The sequence below is a fragment of the Aporhodopirellula aestuarii genome (assembly GCF_023701485.1).
Taxonomy (GTDB): domain Bacteria; phylum Planctomycetota; class Planctomycetia; order Pirellulales; family Pirellulaceae; genus Rhodopirellula; species Rhodopirellula aestuarii.
In genome coordinates this window covers 85,166-106,202 of sequence record NZ_JAMQBK010000017.1, presented here as the reverse complement: position 1 = coordinate 106,202, position 21,037 = coordinate 85,166, and the positions used below count along the sequence as shown (strand labels likewise).

Annotated in this window: 15 protein-coding genes; 9 read left to right on the top strand and 6 right to left on the bottom strand. The window is 57.3% G+C overall.

Annotated elements, in window-relative coordinates:
• Positions 1-381: 381 nt before the first annotated feature.
• Together NB063_RS06055 and NB063_RS06050 are read right to left on the bottom strand one after the other, a co-directional pair.
• Positions 382-1,470 carry a 5'-nucleotidase, lipoprotein e(P4) family gene (locus NB063_RS06055; RefSeq protein ID WP_250927857.1) on the bottom strand — a complete coding sequence of 363 codons (1,089 nt, stop codon included), beginning with the start codon at positions 1,468-1,470 and terminating at the stop codon, positions 382-384.
• A 132-nt stretch (positions 1,471-1,602) separates the two neighbouring features.
• Positions 1,603-3,069: a PQQ-like beta-propeller repeat protein gene (locus NB063_RS06050; protein ID WP_250927856.1), complete on the bottom strand. Its 1,467-nt coding sequence runs from the start codon at positions 3,067-3,069 to the stop codon at positions 1,603-1,605.
• A gap of 519 nt (positions 3,070-3,588) precedes the next feature.
• On the opposite strand from NB063_RS06050, the gene NB063_RS06045 reads away from it, so the two are divergent.
• Both NB063_RS06045 and NB063_RS06040 read left to right on the top strand, forming a co-directional pair.
• On the top strand, positions 3,589-4,122 hold the full coding sequence (locus NB063_RS06045; RefSeq protein ID WP_250927855.1) for a YcxB family protein: 534 nt from the start codon (positions 3,589-3,591) through the stop codon (positions 4,120-4,122).
• A 108-nt stretch (positions 4,123-4,230) separates the two neighbouring features.
• Positions 4,231-5,712 (top strand): SDR family oxidoreductase, encoded by a 1,482-nt coding sequence (locus NB063_RS06040; protein WP_407652555.1) that lies wholly within the window; start codon positions 4,231-4,233, stop codon positions 5,710-5,712.
• 2 nt (positions 5,713-5,714) lie between these two features.
• On the opposite strand, the gene NB063_RS06035 is transcribed toward NB063_RS06040, so the two are convergent.
• The gene (locus NB063_RS06035; protein WP_250927860.1) at positions 5,715-6,122 is read right to left on the bottom strand and encodes a hypothetical protein; all 408 of its coding nucleotides are present in this window, start codon (positions 6,120-6,122) and stop codon (positions 5,715-5,717) included.
• Positions 6,122-8,401 (bottom strand): hypothetical protein, encoded by a 2,280-nt coding sequence (locus NB063_RS06030; protein WP_250927853.1) that lies wholly within the window; start codon positions 8,399-8,401, stop codon positions 6,122-6,124. The genes NB063_RS06035 and NB063_RS06030 overlap by 1 nt, the downstream gene beginning before the upstream one ends.
• 81 nt (positions 8,402-8,482) lie before the next feature.
• Here NB063_RS06030 and NB063_RS06025 point away from each other — a divergent pair, with 81 nt between their 5' ends.
• The 6 genes from NB063_RS06025 (at position 8,483) to NB063_RS06000 (ending at position 15,762) form a co-directional block, all read left to right on the top strand.
• Complete coding sequence (locus tag NB063_RS06025; RefSeq protein WP_250927852.1) at positions 8,483-9,103, top strand: putative molybdenum carrier protein; 621 nt, start codon at positions 8,483-8,485, stop codon at positions 9,101-9,103.
• Positions 9,104-9,185: 82 nt separating this feature from the next.
• Positions 9,186-9,422, top strand: a complete 237-nt coding sequence (locus tag NB063_RS06020; RefSeq protein ID WP_250927851.1) for a hypothetical protein — start codon at positions 9,186-9,188, stop codon at positions 9,420-9,422.
• Positions 9,419-10,828: a tRNA (N6-isopentenyl adenosine(37)-C2)-methylthiotransferase MiaB gene (gene miaB / locus NB063_RS06015; RefSeq protein WP_250927850.1), complete on the top strand. Its 1,410-nt coding sequence runs from the start codon at positions 9,419-9,421 to the stop codon at positions 10,826-10,828. The genes NB063_RS06020 and miaB overlap by 4 nt, the downstream gene beginning before the upstream one ends.
• Before the next feature lie 206 nt (positions 10,829-11,034).
• A complete protein-coding gene (locus NB063_RS06010; protein ID WP_250927849.1) occupies positions 11,035-12,387 on the top strand; it encodes a M16 family metallopeptidase in 1,353 nt (450 codons plus the stop codon).
• A complete protein-coding gene (locus NB063_RS06005; protein WP_250927848.1) occupies positions 12,380-13,639 on the top strand; it encodes a M16 family metallopeptidase in 1,260 nt (419 codons plus the stop codon). The genes NB063_RS06010 and NB063_RS06005 overlap by 8 nt, the downstream gene beginning before the upstream one ends.
• Positions 13,636-15,762: a hypothetical protein gene (locus NB063_RS06000; protein ID WP_250927847.1), complete on the top strand. Its 2,127-nt coding sequence runs from the start codon at positions 13,636-13,638 to the stop codon at positions 15,760-15,762. The genes NB063_RS06005 and NB063_RS06000 overlap by 4 nt, the downstream gene beginning before the upstream one ends.
• 4 nt (positions 15,763-15,766) lie before the next feature.
• On the opposite strand, the gene NB063_RS05995 is transcribed toward NB063_RS06000, so the two are convergent.
• Together NB063_RS05995 and der are read right to left on the bottom strand one after the other, a co-directional pair.
• Positions 15,767-18,031 carry a mechanosensitive ion channel domain-containing protein gene (locus NB063_RS05995; RefSeq protein ID WP_250927846.1) on the bottom strand — a complete coding sequence of 755 codons (2,265 nt, stop codon included), beginning with the start codon at positions 18,029-18,031 and terminating at the stop codon, positions 15,767-15,769.
• 233 nt (positions 18,032-18,264) lie between these two features.
• Positions 18,265-19,617, bottom strand: a complete 1,353-nt coding sequence (gene der, locus NB063_RS05990) for a ribosome biogenesis GTPase Der (RefSeq protein WP_250927845.1) — start codon at positions 19,615-19,617, stop codon at positions 18,265-18,267.
• 109 nt (positions 19,618-19,726) lie between these two features.
• Between der and NB063_RS05985 the strand changes: the two genes are divergently transcribed.
• Entirely contained in the window at positions 19,727-20,701 is a 975-nt protein-coding gene (locus tag NB063_RS05985; RefSeq protein ID WP_250927844.1) for a uracil-DNA glycosylase, read from the top strand.
• The last annotated feature ends 336 nt before the right edge of the window (positions 20,702-21,037 follow it).

Genomic DNA, 21,037 nt, shown 5'->3' with positions numbered 1-21,037 from the left:
AAACCAAGGCGTGATTGCCCCTACAAATACCCACAACCAATCCAACTTACACAGCTCGCAGCTTAAACTCTTCCTTGCTTAACATGCCCAACCAAAAATCTTTTTACTGACTTGTCGGACACTAGCCAAGAAAATGCGACTAAACCTAAGCGCTAGCTGCGGGCCTCCAACGGGCACGTTCTAGCCGTTAGGCCCGCGGCTAGCGCCGTCGGCTCACTAAAACAACAGCCCGCTTGCGCCGTTCCGCTAAGAAGAGCACTTAATCAACCGGTGCCCCAAGCGTCTCGCATCAGTTTGTTTTTCTGGATACACGGACTCCCGACCGTGACTAACCAATCGCGAACGATTCCTGACTACCTGCTCAGATGGTTGGGACCAAGTCTATTCCGACCGTCCGTCGCTCAGTGCTTCGTACTTTTTACGTAACTTCAGAGCATCTTCGGCAGCATCGTTCCAGTCGTAGAGCGAACGCTCCCACCCGCCGTAGCTGGCGTTCGGCAATTGGATCCATTTGACGCCCCACAAATCCGCATGCTCGACCGCTAGCTCGCGACGGGCTTGTGCGGTCGGTTTGTTTCCGATCGAAACAAAATCGTTCAGATCGTCGCCGATCAAAAGCAAAATGCGATAACGTTTCGCGATGTGAGCGCGACGTGACGACTTGTCCGACGTCCACTCGTCTCGCTCCTGCTTGCTGAGGATTCGATCAGGTGCGTCCCTCTTGCTCAGCCCAAGCGATTCGAGATTCCGACGCGTTGCGTTCTCAACCGAGTTCTGTCGGTTCGTGACAAAAAACACCGTCACGCCTGCATCTTCGGCAGCCTCTAAAAACTCGAGGGCCCCCGGCACGGCTTCCGCCGCCGCCTCTTCGACCCATTCGTGCCATGAATTGAGCTGAAAGCCGCCGTCCTGTTGAATCAAACGTGCTTGATAGGGCGAATTGTTGAGCACCGTTTCATCGATATCGAGAATCACGGCCGTTGGCAACGGAGTCGCTTCGGGCGGGTGTCCGGCGAGTTCAGATTGCTGGATGAGATCGGCGGACCAAGAGGGAACATTGATCGCAGTCAGCAGTTGCTCTTCGGCGGTACGAAACGCTTGCCGACAGGACGCGACATACTCAGCCGAAGTTTGCATCCACAGCGTCGCGTCGAGATCTTCATGCGTTTGTCGCATGTCGGGAGGAACCGTAGCGTCCTCCGCCGCACTCCCCGTGTCAAACCGCGTCTCAGACGAGTCAAAAGCCGCCGAGGTCGGTTCGACAGACGATGAATCGACCGGGAACGGCTCACTCCTCAACGGCTTCACGGCCCCGAGTTCAGCAACTTCAGGGTTCGGGACGATTGGCGTTGTGGGCTCTGGCCCGTTGGCAAATGCAATCGCTGAATTGCGTTCGCTCTGCGGCTGGCACCCGAGGCATGCGATCGCAGCCAACGACAGAACGGCAGGAAGGGAAAAATGATAGCGCATGTGTAACTCTGTTCCAGGAGCCTCGTTGTATTGTCGGTCGCTGATTCAGTTCAATGGATTCAAGCGAGCCGGTTCAACAGATGGACGATCCTAATCCGCTCCACTCGACTTTACCAACTGCGAATCCCGCATCTATTTGAGTTCATAACACAGCAACCGGTCATGGTCGTGGAGGTAGAGACGGTTGCCGGCGATGACCGGATGAGCCCATGCGTTCTTGTCACTGCGGTAAGGCTGGGTGAAGCGTCCTTTTTCACGATAGCCGCTTGGCGTGGCCTCGACCAAAGCGACCTCACCACGTTCGCCTCGAACATACAAGTGCCCGTCGGCATAGGTGATCGAACCTTTTCCGACGCAGCGATCTTGCCATTTGACCGCTCCGGTGTCCCAGTCCAGACACATCAAGACGCTATTGTTGGTTCCGTAGATATAACCTTCGTGCAACACGAAACCACCGTGATGACTCTCCATTTTCTTCACGAAAAACTCTTCGCTGACGTTCCAACTACTACCACGTTTCGCGACACGTGCTTTACCGCCGCCTGTTCCGTACGCGCTAGCGGCAAAAACGCTGTCACCTTCAACGACTGGAGTGGAGCAATTGGCAGTGCCGTTCGCGGGCGCATCATAATGCCAAAGTGGCGTTCCTCGCGCGGCGTCAACACCAACAACACCACCGTGCAAGAACGCGATGTATTGCTTCGTGCCAGCAATCGTCGCGACGATCGTCGATGCGTATCCGGCGCGAGCGAAGTCACCGCCCATCACTCGACCGACTGGAGAACTCCAAATCGGCGCACCGTTGTCCTTTCGCAGCGCAACGACGCAGCCAGAATTACCACCGGGGGTGCAAATCACTTTGTCACCATCGATAAGTGGCGACTCTGCATACTCCCAATGTCCGTGTTCACCGCCAAAGTCTCGTTTAAAACTTTTCTTCCAAACCGGTGAGCCGTCACGTTGATTCACACAAACCAGCGTACCGTCACTTCCGATCGCATAGATGCGTCCATCTTCGACAGCGGGTGTCCCCTTTGGTCCCGGGAATCCTCCACCGCCTGATTTCGTACCGACCCTAGATTCCCAGATCCCATTTCCGTCATCGAAATTCCTTGCAAAAATGTATTCCTCGTTGGCGCGAGTCCCCAAAACGTAAACCGTGTCCCCGACGACCGCGGGCGTGGAATATCCTTCCCCCAATCCGGAAATGGTCCAAATCAACCGTGGTCCTTCGGCGTCCCACTGCGTCGGCAATCCCGTCGCCGGGCTCTTGCCGTCTCGATTTGGACCTCGCCATTGTGGCCAATCGCTGGTCGCCGTGGGGGTGGGCGAAGCAGCGTTTCGCTCGCTTAGATATCGACGATCTGCCACGGATAAACGTGTCAGGGGCATCACAACGAGTTTTGAGTTGTCTTCGCGCTGGAGCTGCACGTGACCGTCTCGTTCGTCGACCAGTTTTAAACGAACGGTACTGCGGGTACCGTCGCTTGTCGTCCAATGTCGGTACTCGCCAGGCACGCTCTCTTGCGCTACCACCGATAAACTGCCGACTAGCAGCGAGAACAACGCGAAGGCGGGCAAGAACACTCTAACGATCATCAAATGCACTTCCCAATAATGGACGAGAGGGTTTCACGGGAACGGAGTTGGAACACGGAAAGCCCTCCATCATAACGAGTGGATCTGTGAAGGCTTCAACTTTCGCACCCGCATCCAGCGGATCGACATGGACTCCCCCCAGCAATCGGGAGGTCTACTTGCTCGCATTGATCGATTGGGGCTGGTAGACTCATGTCGCTTTTCGCCCCCTCATACTCGCTTAAATGCGCATCCGTGGCGGGCCCCGGAACAGATTGATGTGTGAGTGCAACTCGAACCAAATGCGAGATACAGGATCTCGGCTTCGAAATCGCACGCCAATACAACGAAAGGCAAGCATGCCGGCGTGCGCAGCGGTAGACTGAAAGAGGACTGCGTCACCCACCAGAGTGGCCTCGCGTGAGGCTACTGGATTTTCACTGCAGACGATCTTGGCATCAATGCGATTGCGAGCGTGAGTCAATGCCGACGATAGAAGATACGAACCCGTATGAGCCGCCACGTTTGAAATCGCCAGCCATGAACGCTGCCGTTGAAACGACGGGTGAGCCGGTTGTGTCGCGATTCGTATTCACACCTCAGCACTTGGTCGACACTCTCGCTCGTTTTCGGTCGCAAAACGTGCTTCATCGTCGAATGCGTCGCTTGCGAACACCGATGGTCATCTTGTTTCTTGTCGTGGCCGCTTCCGAGTTGTATCAGGCGAACTACATCAGCGCGTGCATGTTCTTGGTGGCTGCGGTGGTGTTAGCATCCATCCGCTCGCTTGACGAACGGTTGACGAAATATCGCTTTCGAAAAACCCCAATCTGCGATACCGAACAAAGTGTGGAACTCTCTGATGAAGGTCTTCGAGCGATATCGGAGATCGAAGAAGCGTTAGTGAAGTGGTCTGCGTTCACGAGAGCGGTGTTTTTTCGTGATGGCGTTTTACTTTATCGAGGCCCGCAAATTATTCACTGGATTCCCGACACGACGCTGAAACGTTCCGACGATGCGGACCGCATTCGTGGCCTGTTGGCATCCAAGTTGCCAACCAGCAAAGCCGTTTAGCAGATTGATTCAGCGTGTTCGACTGGGCGTGGGGTGCGTCGGCGCGGCCCTTATTGTTGCCATGCATGGACAATGCCGTGTTGGTCCTCGATGCCTTTCTCGTTTGGAATGAACTTGTCGCACGAACCTACTAAACACATCCTCGTTTGCGGCGCTACCGGTTACGTGGGTGGTCGCCTAGTTCCGAAACTTCTGGAAAAGGGGTATGTGGTCCGTTGCCTGGTTCGCAGCCCCGAGAAACTGCGTGCGTTTCCTTGGTGTGATCACGAGCGATTGGAGATTGTCCAAGGGAACCTTGATGATCGCGAGCGTGTGCGGGTGGCGGTGGAAGGTACTGATGCGGCCTACTATCTCGTCCACGCAATGATTAGCGCGGGCGGAGACTACGCGAAACGAGACCGCGAATTGGCAACGACATTTGTCGAAGCGCTGAAAGGGTCGACTTGCAAACGAATCATGTATCTCGGAGGGCTCGGCGAACTCGGCCCCAATCTGAGTTTGCATCTTCGCAGCCGTGGCGAGGTGGCCGACATTCTTCGCACGAGTGAGTGTGCCACGACAGTTTTTCGTGCCGCGATGATTATCGGCTCCGGTTCGGCCTCGTTTGAAATCCTGCGTTATTTGGTCGAGCGATTACCGATCATGGTGACGCCGAAGTGGGTGAAGATGGAAACCCAACCGATCGCGATTCGCGACGTGCTGCGATACCTAGTCGAATGCGTCGACGTGCCCGAGACGGCCGGGCGTACGATCGACATCGGCGGGCTGGACATCTATTCGTACCAAGAACTGATGCAGATCATGGCTAAATCCTTGGGGTTGCGACGCCGAATCATTTTGCCGGTTCCGGTGCTGACGCCACGGTTAAGTTCGGCTTGGATTTCTCTCGTCACGCCGGTGAATGCTCGGATCGCAAGGCCGCTCGCCGAAGGACTTCGAAACCGGACTGTCTGTCGAAACGATGACGCTCAGAACTTAATGCCCGGACCGCTTTTCGACGTGCGAGAAGCGATCGACGCGGCGGTTGGCAAGTTAGAGGACGGCGACATCGAAACGCGGTGGTCGATGGCGGGGGAAATGCCGGGCGATCCTCAGTGGTCGGGCGGGACTGTCTTTGACGACGTTCGATCGGCCGACATTCGGGCTAGCACAGACGAAACCTTCGCCGCTTTGTCGCGGATCGGAGGCAGTTATGGGTATTGGGGTGCGGATTGGTTGTGGTGGATGCGTGGTGTATTGGACAAGTGCATCGGCGGCCCAGGACTTCGTCGGGGTCGGCGACACCCGGAGACACTTTCGTACGGCGAAGTGGTCGACTTTTGGCGGGTGAGCGGATACGAACGCGGCCGATGGTTGCGTCTGCGGGCTGAAATGCGTTTACCCGGTGAAGCCGAGCTTGAATTTCGCGTCGGGCCCCGAGGAGATGACAGTTCCCATCTCGTGCAAACGGCACGCTTTCGCCCACGCGGATTGCTAGGGCTCGCGTATTGGTATTCCGTCTGGCCGCTGCACTTTTTCGTCTTTCCGACGATGGTCAAGGGCATCCGTCAAGACGCGGAAAAGATGAGCCGAGCGAAATCGCCGGTATGAACTTACGCGGCAGCCACGCGTCGGCAAGTGATCAGGTGAGCGATCGCGGCGACCGCCATCGTTGCCCCGATCCAACCGTGGAAATCGATCAGCGTCACCATCCATGGCGTCGTGGTAGACGGCAGCATGCAAGCAAACATGCTCGCAATCGTCAAGAATCCGGTGAACACTAACGCCCAAAACGTCCACGTGGAAGCACGCGAGGGCAGCGGCGCGGACAACCAATCCGTCCACCGGAGAACGGCATACAGCGGCAATCCCACCACCACCATCCCACTGGCGGTCATGTGTGCGAGCAGACGATAGCCGCCGAAGTGACCGCCCCACCAAGTCGGCAATGAGGTGCCGACTAGGACAACGATGGCGACCAGTACAACGGCGAGACAGATTCGGCGAACGAGAATGAACATCACGCGGCCCTCCCTGATGGTGATTCCGAACCCGACGAACCGTTTCCGGACCGACCGACGGCCGTGGCAAATCCGGCGAGCATCAGTAATGCGAGCACCGCGAGCGAAACGGCAACGAGTGCCTTGTACAACTTCCGTCCCCCAAACATTTGGTTCCAAACCTGTCGGTCCCCCTCGGCAAGCCCCTGCAGACTGGCCATCGACGCCGCCTCGCCCGCCTTCGGCGCCGGCCCCTGAGGAGTCACCGTAGATGCAAAGATCAAACCGTCGTTGGCGTGACACTCCAAACACCCAGTCGCACCGAGCGACCAACCGGCCGGCCGTACATTGTGTGCCATCGGCCAGGAAACCATTGAGACCGCATCCGGATTGTCGACAGAAATCTCACGCAGCAAATTCGCCGGATCGGCGGCATCCTCGTCATCGGTTGTCGCAGCGTCTTCGGCATTTTCTTCAGCAGCTTTGGGTTCCGCTCGGGCGTAGACCGCTCCCGTTGAAACGTAAACCGCTTGCTCGATACCGAGCTCCTTTTCGATCGCTTCGAGCGAAGCTGAGACTCGCTCGTTAAACAACGCACTGCCCGCCTCAAACTGCATCGCATCGACCTTCGCGGTTTCCTCGGGTGTGTACTCGCTGGCATCTATTTTTGCGCGGTCATCGCCGAGAGCCTCGACGAGTTGTTTGGACGAGAGTTTCGGCTTGCTGATTTCTTCGATGAATCCACGCCGCACCCGCAGAGTCCGTCGAGTCGCCGCGTAAACTTTCTCGGGCGACAGCGGTATGACCTTGCCGTCTCGAATCTCACCCCAATACGCAGGCCACATTCCGCGAGCCACCGTGACTCGCGACGCGTGTGTTTCGCCCAAATCAGAATCGCCGACGTCCGAGTGTGCGTTGGACATGGGTTGATCGGGAATGAACAGCGGCCCACGGATTGATGGCAATTCGCTGCCCGTTCGGTGAGCTTTGTCACCCAAGCCATGCGACAGCGACGTCATCAAACCTTTGGCAGCCGTCGTCGGCACCGGGCCGCTGTGGCAAGCCGTGCAAGTCAGTTTTTCAAAGTGAAGCGGCGGAAGACCTTCGTGCATCGGCATCGGTGCACCCATCCGTCCCGGCCGGTTCGTGATCTCACGCTGCGTTACCGACCGTTCGGCTTCCTCTTCGTCGAGATAGAAATCCGTCCCCAAGTGACAGCCGACGCAGTTCAATGTCGTCATCGAAGCGAATGATTCGGAGTGCGGTTCACCTTCGAATCCACGAACGATTTGATGATCGATTCCATTGCGGTGACAATCGGTGCATTTCATTCCGGCACGCAAGTGAACGTCCGTGTCGTGAACAAAATGCTCGTCGATACCGACACCATCGGTCACGGTTCGTTGACTATGACATTGGTAACAGGCATTGTTTTCGACGTGACGGACAAGGTCCATGAAGACCGTGCCGTCGGGTCCGAAACGCGTGGCGTCGTATTTGACTTTGGGGAGCTTCGATTGGATCTTCGGATCGTCAGGATCCGTGCCCTCTTTCAATCTCGCGATCGCACCTTCAATTTCACCCAATCGCAGGGCGGCTGTGGGTGCCCACGCAAAGTTTTCGGAACCGATCGTATCGCGTCGCAATTCGAAATCGTAGGCTCCTGACACGGCGTGGCAGATCATGCAATCGACTTCGAGATCACCGGTCAATTCCCACCGTGACGGCGCCGCGTCGTCGCTCGGCTCGGCAGCCTGGGGGCGTTCGTCGCGTGAACCGGCTCCGCCACCGGGCAGTCGCCCGCCGAACTGGCGAACCATTTCCAATTCGGAGATCCCAACCGACTCTGGGTTGAATCGGCCAGGCCAGACGCGATAGCTCAGCGGAAGTTGCGTGCCGGTTCGCTCATCCGTCCAAATCCACGGCTCACCAGGGCGTCCATCGAAAACCGTTTCGTTGTGCGCGTGTTCCAAATCATCATCGGATTTGGCGGTTGCAGAATCCTCGGCGTTTGCGCGAAGTGTGTGGCTGCGAAAGGCGTTGAAGTGCCAACCGTGCGAGATCGTCTCAAAATCGTGGCAGCGGCCACACGTGTTCTTCGGCGAATACGGTTGATCGGAATCCGGCGTGATCTTGCGGTTGTTGAGATCGTATAGATCGATGTGGTGGAGATACCGCTTGTCGCTGTCCGAGTGGGCAAATCGTCGAGAGCCGTCGGCTGCGGACGAACTCGCGTGTGTGCAGGCCAGCAATGCACCGACCAAGCCAACGATTCCGAGAATGTTTTTGCAGGTTTCCATGGGTCATGGTTTTCATGTGCCCGCGTGCCCGCGTCAAGCTGGGAGACAACGGGTCGCAGCGAGTTTCGCGTCGAAATATCAATGCAGACTGCCTCTTCGTCAAAGTCGCTTTCGCCCATTCGGTTGCACGCAGGCAAAGAGGCTGGTGGCTGGCCGCTCGCGATTCCCCACGCGTCGGCGGGAAGTTATATTGCGACCATGCAATCACCCGATCTGTTTGCCGGCATTCACCCACCGCCCGAGCGATTTGTTCCCGAAAAAATTGTGTCGGGCGGCCAGACGGGAGTCGACCGGGGCGCCCTCGATGCGGCGATCATGCTCGGGATCGCTCACGGTGGCTGGTGCCCGGCGGGCCGATTGGCGGAGGACGGTCGGGTGCCCTCGAAATACCAGCTCGACGAGCTGGAATCGCGTTATTATCCGGACCGAACGGAACAAAACGTGATCGATTCGGACGCGACGCTGTTGCTCTATCGGGGCAAAATCACGGGCGGCACGAAGCTCACGTTGCGGATTTGCCGCAAGGCCAACAAACCGTCGCTGAGCGTGTCAGTCGTCGATGGAGACGAGTGTGCGGAGGAAATTGCCGCGTGGTTGGCTGAAATCCGCCCCACGGTGCTCAATGTGGCCGGTCCTCGGGAGAGCAATGCGAAGGGGATTCAAGTCGAAACCCGCGAATTGTTACTCCACCTGCTGGGGTAGACGCTTTTTCCGCCCGAACAGCATCGGCGACTTGTCGGGAGATGCCTTTCGGAAACCCCTCCCGGCCGGTTATTCTATGACGATGAACGGATTCCCGAAGCCTTCCCTTTTCGCCCACAACCTGTTCGCTCAGGGCATCTTCTCATCCATCAATTGGTTGTGGGTCGCTGGAGCCATCGTGGCCGCGTATTTCATTCTCGCAGCGATGGGGCGTCGCCAGAACCGATTGACCGAATTGCTACGCAGCCACGTTAAAAAGACGACGGACGCCAACCTGCCGCCCGAACCCGCCCAGGATATTGAAGATTCTCCGAAATGACCAAAACCGTTTACATCAAAACCGTCGGCTGTCAGATGAACGTTCTGGACAGCGAAATGGTCATCGCTGACCTCAAACGTCACGGCTACCGCGTCGTCGACACTCCCGCCGAAGCCGACCTATTGCTCTACAACACATGCAGCATCCGCGAGCAGGCCGAGGAAAAAACCTACAGTGCGTTGGGCAAACTGCGTGAAACGAAGGCACGCCATCCCGACAAGAAAATCGGCGTGCTGGGCTGCATGGCCCAGAAAGACCAAGAAGTCATTTTCCGCCGTGCCCCGTTTGTCGACATGGTCGTCGGTCCGGGCCAACTGCACGCGTTGCCACAATTGATCACGAATATCGATTCCGGTGAGGGACGCCAAATGGCGGTTTCTCTGTCGCGGACCGATGGCAAACAAGCCGTGGTGGCTCGTTCGCACGAGACCTTCGACCCGCTGCGTGATCCGTCGATGCGGCCGACGCCGTTCCAAGCCTACCTGCGCATCCAAATCGGCTGCGATAAGTTCTGCACGTACTGCGTCGTTCCCAACACCCGCGGCCCGGAACAAGGTCGATCACCAGCCGAGATTATCGCCGAAGCTCGCACGCTCGCCGATCAGGGCTGTCTCGAGATCACGCTCTTGGGCCAAACCGTCAACAGCTATCGCCACCGCAGCGAGGACGGCGACACGGACCTCGCGTCGTTGCTCGAACAGTTGCACGAAATCGAAGGCCTCCGCCGGCTGAAGTTTGTGACGAACTATCCCAAGGACATGACCGAACGTCTGCTGACGACGGTGCGTGATCTGCCGAAGTGTTCGCCCTACCTACACGTTCCGGCGCAAAGCGGCAGCGACGAAGTGCTCAAGCGGATGAAACGCGGTTACACCATCGGCCAGTACATGGAGATGTTCGAGCGAATCGAATCGATCCTTCCCGAAGCGGCCGTTAGCAGCGACTTTATCGTCGGCTTCTGTGGCGAAACCGACGAGGACTTCCAGAAGTCGGTGAAACTGATCGAGCGATGTCGCTTCAAAAACAGTTTCATCTTCCAGTACAGCGTCAGGGGCGGGACGAAGGCAGCCGAACGGCTCGTCGACGACGTGCCACGCGAAGTGAAGGCGGCCCGCAACAATGAATTGTTGGCCGTCCAAGACGCGATCTCGAAAGAGGACAACGAGAAACTGATCGGATCGACTGTCGAAGTACTCGTCGAAGGACCGAGCAAGAAGGCCGACACTTCGGACCCTGATGCGGCGGTTGTTCAAATGACCGGACGGACCCACTGCGACCGTATCGTGGTATTTGACGGCAACCGCCGACAAGCGGGTCAGTTGCTCGACATCTATGTTGACCAAGTCAGCAGTCACACATTGATCGGACGCGTTCGCACCGTCGAGCTCGTGTCGATCGGACTCTAACTCGCCGACAGTTTCATTCTCACGAGTTGGAGATCGCCTCACTCGTGATCGCATGATGCGAAGACTCCGTACGATGGCGACGGTAAAAGAACTCAGCCGCCGGTCGCGATTGTTGAAATCCTTTTTCGACGCAAGTCTCCACGGCCGCGCATTCACCCTTCGTTGTCGGCCAGCCCACACTCTCTCCCCCTGTTCCGCCAGTCCATATGCTTTCCATCGAGACCCCGCCCGTACAAACCCGCCGGCTCACCAACGGCATGACCGTGGTTTGGCAACCGATGCCATGGTTGCGTACCGCGTCCTACACGATGTGGATGCCCGGTGGCATTTCAGCGGAAATCATGGGTTTGTCGTCCGACGTTGATCCGGTGTCTCGCTGTGGATTGGCATCGCTGACGGTCGAAATGGTTCAGCGGGGTGCGGGTCCGTACAGCAGCCGTCAATTTGTCGCTGCCGAAGACAACCTCGGCATCGACTCCAACGGGTCGTCATCGACCAGCATCACGGGTTTCTCTGCGGCCATGCCCGCCGGCTCGCTCGCGCCCGCGATCGGTTTGCTCGCCGATCTCGTTCGTCGACCGCACTTGCCGATCGACCAGTTCGAAGACGCGAAAATGATGCTCCGTCAGGAGATGCTCGCCAACCAAGACGAGCCGACTCAGCGTTTGATCCGTCGACTTCGGGAACGGCAATACGGCATGGCGCTCGGCCGCAGTGGTGTGGCCAGCCCGTTGAGTCTGGAATCGCTGACGATGGAAGACGTTCGCAACTTCTACACCGAGCACTATCACGCCGGTCAGAGTATTTTGGCGATTGCGGGTAACTTCGACGAATCGCAAATCAACGACGCGATCGACGCCGCATTTGGCGACTGGAAATCGGGAACATGGGACGGACTGCCGACTCCCGACCCGATCGATGGACACGAACACATCGAGTTGCCGAGCAGCCAAACGCACATCGGCTTCTCATACGACAACATCCCATACGGGCACCCTGAATATTTTGTGATGCGTGCCGGGATTGGTATTCTCAGTGACGGAATGAGCAGCCGTTTGTTCGACCGCGTTCGCGAGAAGCACGGGCTGTGTTACAGCGTGTGGGCAAACACGCATTCGGTCCCGGCAAGCACGGATCGCGAGGGCAACCGGATCCCCGCGGTAGGAGCCGTTTTCGGATACGCGGGCACCACGCCACAACGAGCCCAACAAACGCTCGACTTGACGCTCCACGAAATCAAACATCTCTGTGATGACCTGGAGGAATCCGAGCTCGAACGGTGGAAGGTTCGCATCCAAAGCAGCCTGATCATGGAACAGGAATCCGCGAATTCACGGGCCGGATCGATCGCCTCGGACATGTTTCAGATCGGACGCGTCATGCCGACCGAAGAACTCGAACAAATCATTGAATCGATCACGCTCGACCAGATCAAAGACTATTTCCAATCTCATACTCCGGAGTCGTTCCGGATCGTGACGATCGGTCCCGAACCGCTCGCCGGTGGCAGCGTGTTTGACGATTCAGCCAACAACGTGGAGGGAAGCAATCATGAGTGAGTTTCGATCGGTCACCTTGCCAAACGGATTGCAGGTCGTCGCAGATATCGATAACCGAGGCTACTCGGCCGCGATCGGTTACTTTGTTCGGGCGGGAGCGCGTGATGAAAACGATGCCCAATCCGGCCTGAGTCACTTTCTCGAACACATGATGTTCAAAGGCACCGCGACCCGCAGCGCCGCGGACGTCAACCGCGAACTCGATGAACTCGGCGGACAAAGCAACGCGTACACGAGCGAAGAGCAAACGGTTTATTACGCCGCAGTCCTGCCCAAGTATCAACGCCGCATGGTCGATCTGCTCTCGGACATGATGCGTCCGCGTCTCGATGCGGATGAGTTCGAAACCGAACGGGGCGTGATTCTCGAGGAGATCGCCAAGTACGAAGATCAACCACCGTTTGGCGCGTTTGAACGCGTGATGGAATGTTGCTACGGACCTCGCGGTCTCGGTCGTCGCGTGCTTGGAACCACGCAGTCGATTGAGAACATGCACGTCGACACGATGCGAGACTACTTCAGTGCCCGTTATCGTCCCGAAAACATGGTGCTCGCCGCGTCGGGCAATGTTAACTTTGATGACCTCGTCGAACAGGCTGGCGAAGCCACCGCGACGTGGAGCGATCTTCCGGTTCCGTCTGCGTTTGCCGCCGATAACAAAGACGTTTTGCCCGCCGGAGTTGATTTGAACCCGCGGTTGGAAATCCCAGACGCCACGCAAGCCTATCGGGTCACGCTCTCGGGCGGTCCCTCCATGGCCTCCCCTGACCGGTTTGCGACGCGTTTGCTCGCGTCGATCATTGGTGACGACGGTGGCAGTCGTCTGTTTTGGGACCTGATCGACACCGGACGAGCCGAGATTGCCACGTTGTGGGCCCAGGAGTACGCCGATACCGGAGCCCTGTTCTCGTATCTGGTTTGCACCCCGGATGAAATGGATTCCAACATCCGATTGATGAACGAAGCGATCGATCTCGTCGTCCGCGAAGGCGTCAAACAGGACGAACTCGACCAAGTCATCAACCGAACCGTTGCCGGCGTGATCATGTCCTCCGAACGTCCATCGCAGCGTCTATTCGGACTGGGAAGTCATTGGCTGTCCTGCCAAGAGTATCTGTCCACCGATGACCTACTCGATGCTTACCGACGTGTGGACATCGAGGCGATCGAAACCGCCGCGCGAAGTTACCTCTGTTGCGACGCGACCGAAGTGATCGCATCTGCGAGTGATGAACCGAGCTTAACGTCATGAATCCGGCTCAAACCGACGTCCCGCCGCTCTTGCGGCTCGATGATCACACGACGATCCTCCCGATCATCCACGGCAGCGGCCAGTTTGCGTGGTTAACCCGTCGGTTTTTGCTCGAACATCGCTTTGATTGCGTCGCGGTGTCATTGCCCGAATCATTCCGCGAAGCGGTCGAACAAGCGGTTTTGGAACTCCCCAAGCCATCGATCGTGATTCAACGTCCGGCGCCGTCGTTTGACTCCACCTACGACGCCGAGCATGATTTCAAAGGCAGTTACGACGAATCCGATGCGGATGATTTTGACGACGATCTCGACGAGATCGCAGCGAGTTATGTTCCGATCGATCCCTGCCAAGGCGTCATCATGGCGATCCGGGCGGCGATGGGAGAGCACATCCCGCGTGCTTTCATCGATCTAGAAACCAACCGGTTTCAACCCTTCTCTACCGTGATGCCAGACCCGTATGCGGTCCGACAAGTTCAGTGCGAGAAGTTCGCCGCCGCGGTGTTGCCGAGTATTCCCAGACCAAGCGACGAGCAAACGCGTGAGCGGATGGCCTACATGGCGGCGCGGCTTGTCGAACTGAGCCAAACGTACGATCAGACGTTGCTGGTCACGAGTGTTCTGGATTGGCCCTGGATTCGCGAAGCCCACCGGCTGCTCAAGGAAGGCAAAGGCGCTGATCTTCATTCCTTCGAACACGATCATGTTACCGTTCCCCAAACGTATTCGGTCGACCCCAAAACGTTGCTGTTTTTGTTCGGTGAATTGCCGTTTATCACGGCGTTGTATGAACGGGCCCGTCGTGAACTCGAGGAGGATTCCAACCTACAGATCGACGGCGTCAAAGAACTCTTGATCGCAGCTAAGCAAAGCTACATGAAGGAGTTTAAGAACCGCGCCCGGAAAGTCACTCCGCTGTTATTGTCGAAGTGCCTCAAGTACATCCGCAACTTGTCGCTCGTGCATCGACGCATGACGCCAGACATGGTGACGATCGTCACCGCGTGCCAACAAATTCTTGGTGATCAATACGCGCTGCACGTGGCGGAAACAGCGAGCCGGTATCCGCTGAAGCCCTCAGCGTTTACCAAGGAACTCGATCCACTCGAAAATGGTCCGATCACGGACTCGTCGCAAATCCCTTTCCACGAACAGTTGACTGACACGGCGATACCGGATGGTGGAGCGTCAAACGAAGAACATAGTCCGTTTGCCTCCGACGCCGACGGCGCGTCTGGATTCGAAAGTTGGGAATACGACCAAGATCCCACGGTGACACTCGGAATTGACCAGGGAAGATTGCCCGATGGCGAGATCGTTTCCTTGGTCAGCCGATTGCCGGGACCGCCTTTGACGTGGCACACGTTGTCGTTGCAGCGTCGACCGACGAAAGACGAACGGGAACGTTGGGAATACAGTTGGAATCCCTATTCGCAGTGCAGTTATCCACCGGAAGACGAACGCATCGAAATGCTTCGCAACCGGGTCTGCGAGCGAGCGCAGGCGATCATGGGCCAAGACCTCGCGCGAACGGAAAAGTTCACCACCAGCGTCAAGGACGGAATCGACATTCGCGATACGCTGCGACACTGGTACGAGAAACAGATCTACGTGCGCGTCATTCCGCCAAGCCGTGGTAAACTCGATGCGTGTTTGATGCTGTTCGATTCACCAGCGGATCCTCGCGACTATCCATGGCGAACGACATGGTTTGCTGAACATCAGTGGGAGTCAACGCTCGCGTTCTACGCCAGCGATTTCACCAAAGAGATGGTAGGACCGGGGATCGGGCTCGGCACTTATGGCGGTGCCATGTTCCTCTACCCGCCGGTTCCAATCCCTGACATTTGGATGGACCGGCGTCTCAATTTCACCGAAACGCTCGAAGAACGTCTGATCGCTGCGGCGTGCATGCATTCCCGCGGACGTCAAATCGCGTTGATGAGCGGATTGCCTCCGGGGGCCGGGTGGAGACGGCTCGCCCGACGCTTCAAGAAACAATTGATTCATGTCCCTTTGACGTCGTTCAGCGACCAAGAGGTGCAGCAATTGCGGATGGTTCACGTACTCAACGGCAGCGAAGTACGCAGCTACGCGGCCGAGTTTATTCGCAAGGCCTGATCCGCTATTTCGACTTCGCGGAATCTCCCACCAGCTTGAACTCGATCGGGCTTTGGGATCGCAGATGCAGATCGCGCTGCGGGAACGCGATCACGATATCATGTTCGCGGAACAGTCGATCGATCGAAAGCCGCACTTCGGTTTCGATCTTACGCATCTGAGACACCGTTCTCGCGTTGATCCAGAAATGCAACTGGAACGCGAGCGCGTTGTCGCCGAAATCGTTGAACCAAACGAACGGCTTGGGGCGATCGTTGACGTCGTCGTTTTCAGCCGCTGCCAATTCAAGCAACCGCATCACTTCCTCCAACGGCGAACCGTACGCGACACCAACGCTGATCGAGGTGCGTAGCCGATCGTCGCGGCGGGTGAGGTTGATGACATTATTTTCGAGAAACTTGCTGTTCGGAATGATGATGTCCAGGTTCTCGCCCGTGCGAATCGTGGTACTCCGTGCTCCGATCGTTTTGACATTGCCGTAGGTGTCGTCGACCAGGATCAGGTCACCGGCTCGGATCGGACGTTCGGCGAGCAAGATCAGCCCGCTAATAAAATTATTCAAAATGTTTTGGCTGCCGAATCCGACACCGATCGCAATGGCACCCCCGAGGAAGGTGAACACGGTCAGCGGAACGTTGGCATATTTGAGCGCCGCGAGCGCAAAGAGCGTCATTAAGGAATAGAACGCGAGCGACTCGATCGCATCCGCTCCGGCCTCAGCAACCCCGAACTTGGGCAGGCGGTTGCCCAGCAAACTGCTGATCACCCGTGCGGCGAAATAGCCGAACAAGATGAACAATAAACTGCTGGCAATCTTGCCGACCGTGATCGATGTGTCATCGATGTTGGTGAGTTCATACGTCCAGATGCGACCAAGCCATGCCCAACCATCGCTGACCCATTCACCCAAACTGCGTGACGGCGCGCCTTCAATATCAAACCGCAATCGACCGAGCGTACGCGCCGCACTGTCGAGTCCGAGCATGGCGCTGTTGTAGAACTCGACTTGCTTGGACAACGATTGATAGTTCGTGTCGAGCCATCGTCGCACCCCGGCATCACCATTACCGAGCGCATCAATTCTCGCGGCGACGGCACTTTGCGTTTCGCGGGTTTCGAGCAGCTTGAGCAGCTTGGTTTGCTTTTCCCGAGCGACCTCTTGCAACTGCTCGTTGACTTCCTCGAGCCATTGCCGCTCTTCGTCCCGTTTCGCTTGGCCGGTCGCGATGAAGTACCGTCGTTGCCACGATGTTCGGATCATCGGCAATCGTTGCAAACGCTGATTGACAATCGTCTGCTCGACCTGGACCGTTCGTTCGACAACGGTTAACGCTTCGACCCGTTCGACGAGGTCCATGGAAGGATCCAAGGTACCATCGAGTTCTTGGCGAGCGGTAAAACGTCGTTGCTTTGCATGCTCCAACTCGGATGCGATCAACGCCAAGCGTTGCTTGAGTTCCTTTTCCTTGACGTTCAACTCCGCGATCTTGGCGTCAAGCGTTTGCTTGGAAAAGAGCACCTGCGGACGAACTAATTCCCATCGCTTTTCATCAATTCGCGTTTGGACAGCTAATTTCTTCTCGGATGCCTGTTCGATGGCGAGTTGCTGGCGACTGAGAACAAGTGTCTCTTTGGCGAGCTGCACTTCGAGCTCGTACGATCTCGCGTTGGGATCAAGATCGGTGCCGCCCGATTCCTTCCATTGACGCCGCGACTTTTCCGCCGCGTCCACACGCTGCTTTGCCCGTTCGACGGTTTCGCGGGCGGCGAGAATGGTGGCCTCCAACGCATCCCGTTTGCCCTTTGATGCCGCTAACGCGTCGCCGATTTCATCTAGCAACGTGATCGAATACGGGGGACCTTCCTCCACACCTTCGAGGTCGAGCCGATTCAGCTTGGCTTCGAGTTCGAGGGTGCTCGCCTGCAAGTCCTGAAGTGTCGCGTTGGCTGTCTTTTGTTGTGCGATCACAACATCGATCTGCTTCAGCAAATCAACATTGGACTGAGTGGTTTCGCGGGGGGCGACGTCCGCGTTGGATGCATTCTCGGGCTCGCCGTCAGAAGAGCCAGAGGGTTTGGCCTGCTCCTCCTGCAGCATCGCGATTCGCAGTTCGCTAGCGACATATTCGCTCTTTTCTTGCAGACGGCTGGTCGATGGCTGGACGTCCACGCCCTCCTGCGCGAGAACGCTGGTGCCCCACGGCGTTGCCCCTGTGAAACAAACCAGGCTGAGTACCGCCGTAACCGTGACGAATCGAGTCGACCTCATGTTGCCGCCCATGGCATTGTATTGACTTCCTAACCAATCATTGCTGCAAAATCGCAATCACACGCCAGAGATCATTCACCGCCACGGTGGCGACTGCCAGTCCGATTCGATGAGTAAAATGAGCAGGAAGGAGTGATCATCCGAATCCCGACGCATTGGCAAATAGTCTATCTGGGCAACCTAGGTCAAGACGAATCGCCTCTACAGGGTTAGACGCGGAACGCCCATGCCGCTCAACGTGATTTCGACTTGCCTTCCTGAGCTTCCTCTTCGGCGCGAGTGCGTTTTTGGAAGTACAGCTTGATCGGAACCTCGCCAAAGGGCAGGTGATCGCGGAACCAACCGAGGATGTAACGCTGATAGTCGTGTCCAAACGCGTTCGGATCGGTACACATCAGCACGATGGTTGGCGGCTCCGTCGAGACCTGAGTTGCGAAGAAAATTTTGGCCCGACGGTTTTGGTACAGCGGTGGCGGATGGAGATCGACCGCCGCGCGGAGCACGCGATTAAGCTCTCCGGTCGAGACGCGTGATTTGGCTTGTTTGTGCAACATCGCGGCGTGGTTGAGCAGCGTCTTCACGTTTTTCCCGGATTGTCCGGTGATGAACGCGATCGGTGCGTAAGAAAGCGTGGTGAATTGGTGTCGCAGATACTTCACCCACTGTTCGGTCGGTACCTGGCCCGAATACAGATCCCACTTGTTAACGACAAAGATCACGGGTTTGTGATGCTCCATCACGTAGCCGACGAGTTGTTTGTCGACTTTGCTCGTTTTTTGCGTGGCGTCGAAGAACATCAACACAACGTCGGCACGTCGAACGCTGCGTGCGGCACGGTGCGTGGAATACCATTCCAAGTCGGTCCGCACGCTCTTTCGTTTCCGCAATCCCGGAGTGTCGATCGCGGTGAAGGTCTGACCGTCGACCTCAAAGTTCACGTCGACACTGTCCCGCGTCGTCCCCGCAACTTCGCTGACGATCATCCGTTCGGATTCGGCGAGCGTGTTGACAAACGTGCTTTTACCGACGTTTCGACGGCCGACGATGGTGATCTTCATCGCCGATTCGGGTGCGAGGGTTTCATCATCGGCGGGCAACCGATCCACGATCGCCTGCATCAGATCATCCCGACCGCGGTTTTGCATCGTGCTGACCGGAATCAACATCCCACGGCCGAGCGAGCGGAATTCTTCCGCATGAATTTCTTGGTGAGCCTCGTCCGCTTTGTTGACGACCAAAATCACGGGTCTTTCCACCCCGCGTAATCGTTCGACGACTTCGGTGTCCAAAGGCATCACCCCGGTTTTGATATCGACGACCAGCAAGATCACGTCGGCCGAGTTGATCGCCATCTCGATTTGGCGTTTGACGTCGGCGGTCAAGTCGTCCGCGTCGACGACGCCCACGCCTCCGGTATCGACCAGTTCGAAATACCGGTCATCGGTTTCGATCAGCGTCGTCATCCGGTCGCGCGTTACCCCCTCGTAATTATCAACGATTGCTAAACGGCGTCGTGCCAACCAGTTAAATAGACTGCTTTTGCCGACGTTTGGCCGGCCGACGATGGCAACTTGAGGAACGGGCATGGGGTGAGGAGCTAAGGAGCGAGGAGTTCGGAAAGAGGCGAGTGTGGCGCGAGCACTTGAGTCGACACTCGGCAATGCGACATGGTAGACTCTGCGCTCCATTTTCAGAATGCCATGGCGGCACGAACGTGACGAAAACTCGCTTTTGAACAGCAATTTGAGCCATTCCAGCCCCGACGACTCCCTCCCCCCCGATCACCCTGGTGTGTTCCACTCCACTGACGAGATCGTTGAGGCCGCGGGCGAACTACTCGCCCATCTGCAACGCAGCGGAATCCGGTTTGTGCCTCAACCCAGTGAAGCAGGAGTGGCGGAGTGGTCGGAATCGTTCACCGACGCCAGCGAACCTGAACAGGCGGCCGTCGCGGAGGCAGCCGCACCCCCTGCGGCGACGGTAGCGGCGAACGCACCGTCGACCGAGACAACGAGCGCACCTCCGGCCTCCCCACCCCCTCGCGCGGCGATGCCGACCGGGGCGTTGTCGGCAACGTCGACTCCCTACGGGGGCGAATCGCTGCCGATCGCCGATCGGGTCGCTCAATTGGAAGCGATGGCGCAAACCGTCGCCGGATGCACCCGATGCAAGGCTCTGGCGAGTTGCCGGACGCAAACCGTTTTCGGCGAAGGCAACCCGGCACCTCGGTTCGTCTTTTTCGGTGAAGGCCCCGGAGCGGACGAGGACAAGACCGGACGCCCGTTCGTCGGCAAGGCGGGGCAATTGCTGACGAAAATGATCGAAGCGATCCGCCTCAAACGCGAGGAGGTTTACATCCTCAACACGGTGAAATGTCGTCCCCCCGGGAACCGCAACCCCGAACCCGGTGAAGTCGCCAATTGTCGCGAGTACTTTGAGACTCAACTCGACATCCTACGCCCCGAGTACATCATTTGCCTCGGCGCCGTCAGCTCGCAGGCACTCCTGCAGACAAAGCTTTCGATTGGGCGATTGCGTCAATCGTTCCACGATTACCACGGCAGCAAAGTGTTGGTGATCTATCACCCCGCGTACTTACTGCGAAACCCTGACGCCAAGAAAGCCGCCTGGGCGGATCTGCAATTGCTGATGAAAGACGCCGGTCTCTAAACCGCTAGGCAGGAATGACGGTGCAGCATCCTACTTGCCTTTTGGGCGTTGGTCGGGGCCGCTCCATCTTTGCTAGGACGTCGGAATCGAGACGGCGCAAGTTTCGCTTCGACACCTGGTCGCGCCTTAGTCACGATGGCGACGGCAGGCGATCGTCCCAGAAGACTCATGCCTATCCTGCTTAATCGCACCCTGACGAACTCTCGACCGGGTGACGCTCATTTATCGCAGACTTCCCGAATTTGCGGTATTCGCGGCACGCTGCTAACTTAAGGGTGGCCCTCCAGCTTTAATGCAAGCCCTGTGGGTTCATAACTGCCGCTGACGCGTTGTAAC

Excerpts from the sequence above, each read along its gene's own strand:
- NB063_RS06005 (WP_250927848.1), top strand. The coding sequence starts at position 12,380 with ATGAGTGAGTTTCGATCGGTCACCTTGCCAAACGGATTGCAGGTCGTC.
- NB063_RS06055 (WP_250927857.1), bottom strand. The coding sequence starts at position 1,470 with ATGCGCTATCATTTTTCCCTTCCTGCCGTTCTGTCGTTGGCTGCGATC.
- NB063_RS06045 (WP_250927855.1), top strand. The coding sequence starts at position 3,589 with ATGAACGCTGCCGTTGAAACGACGGGTGAGCCGGTTGTGTCGCGATTC.
- NB063_RS06010 (WP_250927849.1), top strand. The coding sequence starts at position 11,035 with ATGCTTTCCATCGAGACCCCGCCCGTACAAACCCGCCGGCTCACCAAC.
- NB063_RS06030 (WP_250927853.1), bottom strand. The coding sequence starts at position 8,401 with ATGGAAACCTGCAAAAACATTCTCGGAATCGTTGGCTTGGTCGGTGCA.
- NB063_RS05995 (WP_250927846.1), bottom strand. The coding sequence starts at position 18,031 with ATGAGGTCGACTCGATTCGTCACGGTTACGGCGGTACTCAGCCTGGTT.
- NB063_RS06020 (WP_250927851.1), top strand. The coding sequence starts at position 9,186 with ATGAACGGATTCCCGAAGCCTTCCCTTTTCGCCCACAACCTGTTCGCT.
- NB063_RS05985 (WP_250927844.1), top strand. The coding sequence starts at position 19,727 with ATGCCATGGCGGCACGAACGTGACGAAAACTCGCTTTTGAACAGCAAT.
- NB063_RS06000 (WP_250927847.1), top strand. The coding sequence starts at position 13,636 with ATGAATCCGGCTCAAACCGACGTCCCGCCGCTCTTGCGGCTCGATGAT.
- miaB (WP_250927850.1), top strand. The coding sequence starts at position 9,419 with ATGACCAAAACCGTTTACATCAAAACCGTCGGCTGTCAGATGAACGTT.
- NB063_RS06050 (WP_250927856.1), bottom strand. The coding sequence starts at position 3,069 with ATGATCGTTAGAGTGTTCTTGCCCGCCTTCGCGTTGTTCTCGCTGCTA.
- NB063_RS06040 (WP_407652555.1), top strand. The coding sequence starts at position 4,231 with ATGAACTTGTCGCACGAACCTACTAAACACATCCTCGTTTGCGGCGCT.
- NB063_RS06035 (WP_250927860.1), bottom strand. The coding sequence starts at position 6,122 with ATGTTCATTCTCGTTCGCCGAATCTGTCTCGCCGTTGTACTGGTCGCC.
- der (WP_250927845.1), bottom strand. The coding sequence starts at position 19,617 with ATGCCCGTTCCTCAAGTTGCCATCGTCGGCCGGCCAAACGTCGGCAAA.
- NB063_RS06025 (WP_250927852.1), top strand. The coding sequence starts at position 8,483 with ATGCAGACTGCCTCTTCGTCAAAGTCGCTTTCGCCCATTCGGTTGCAC.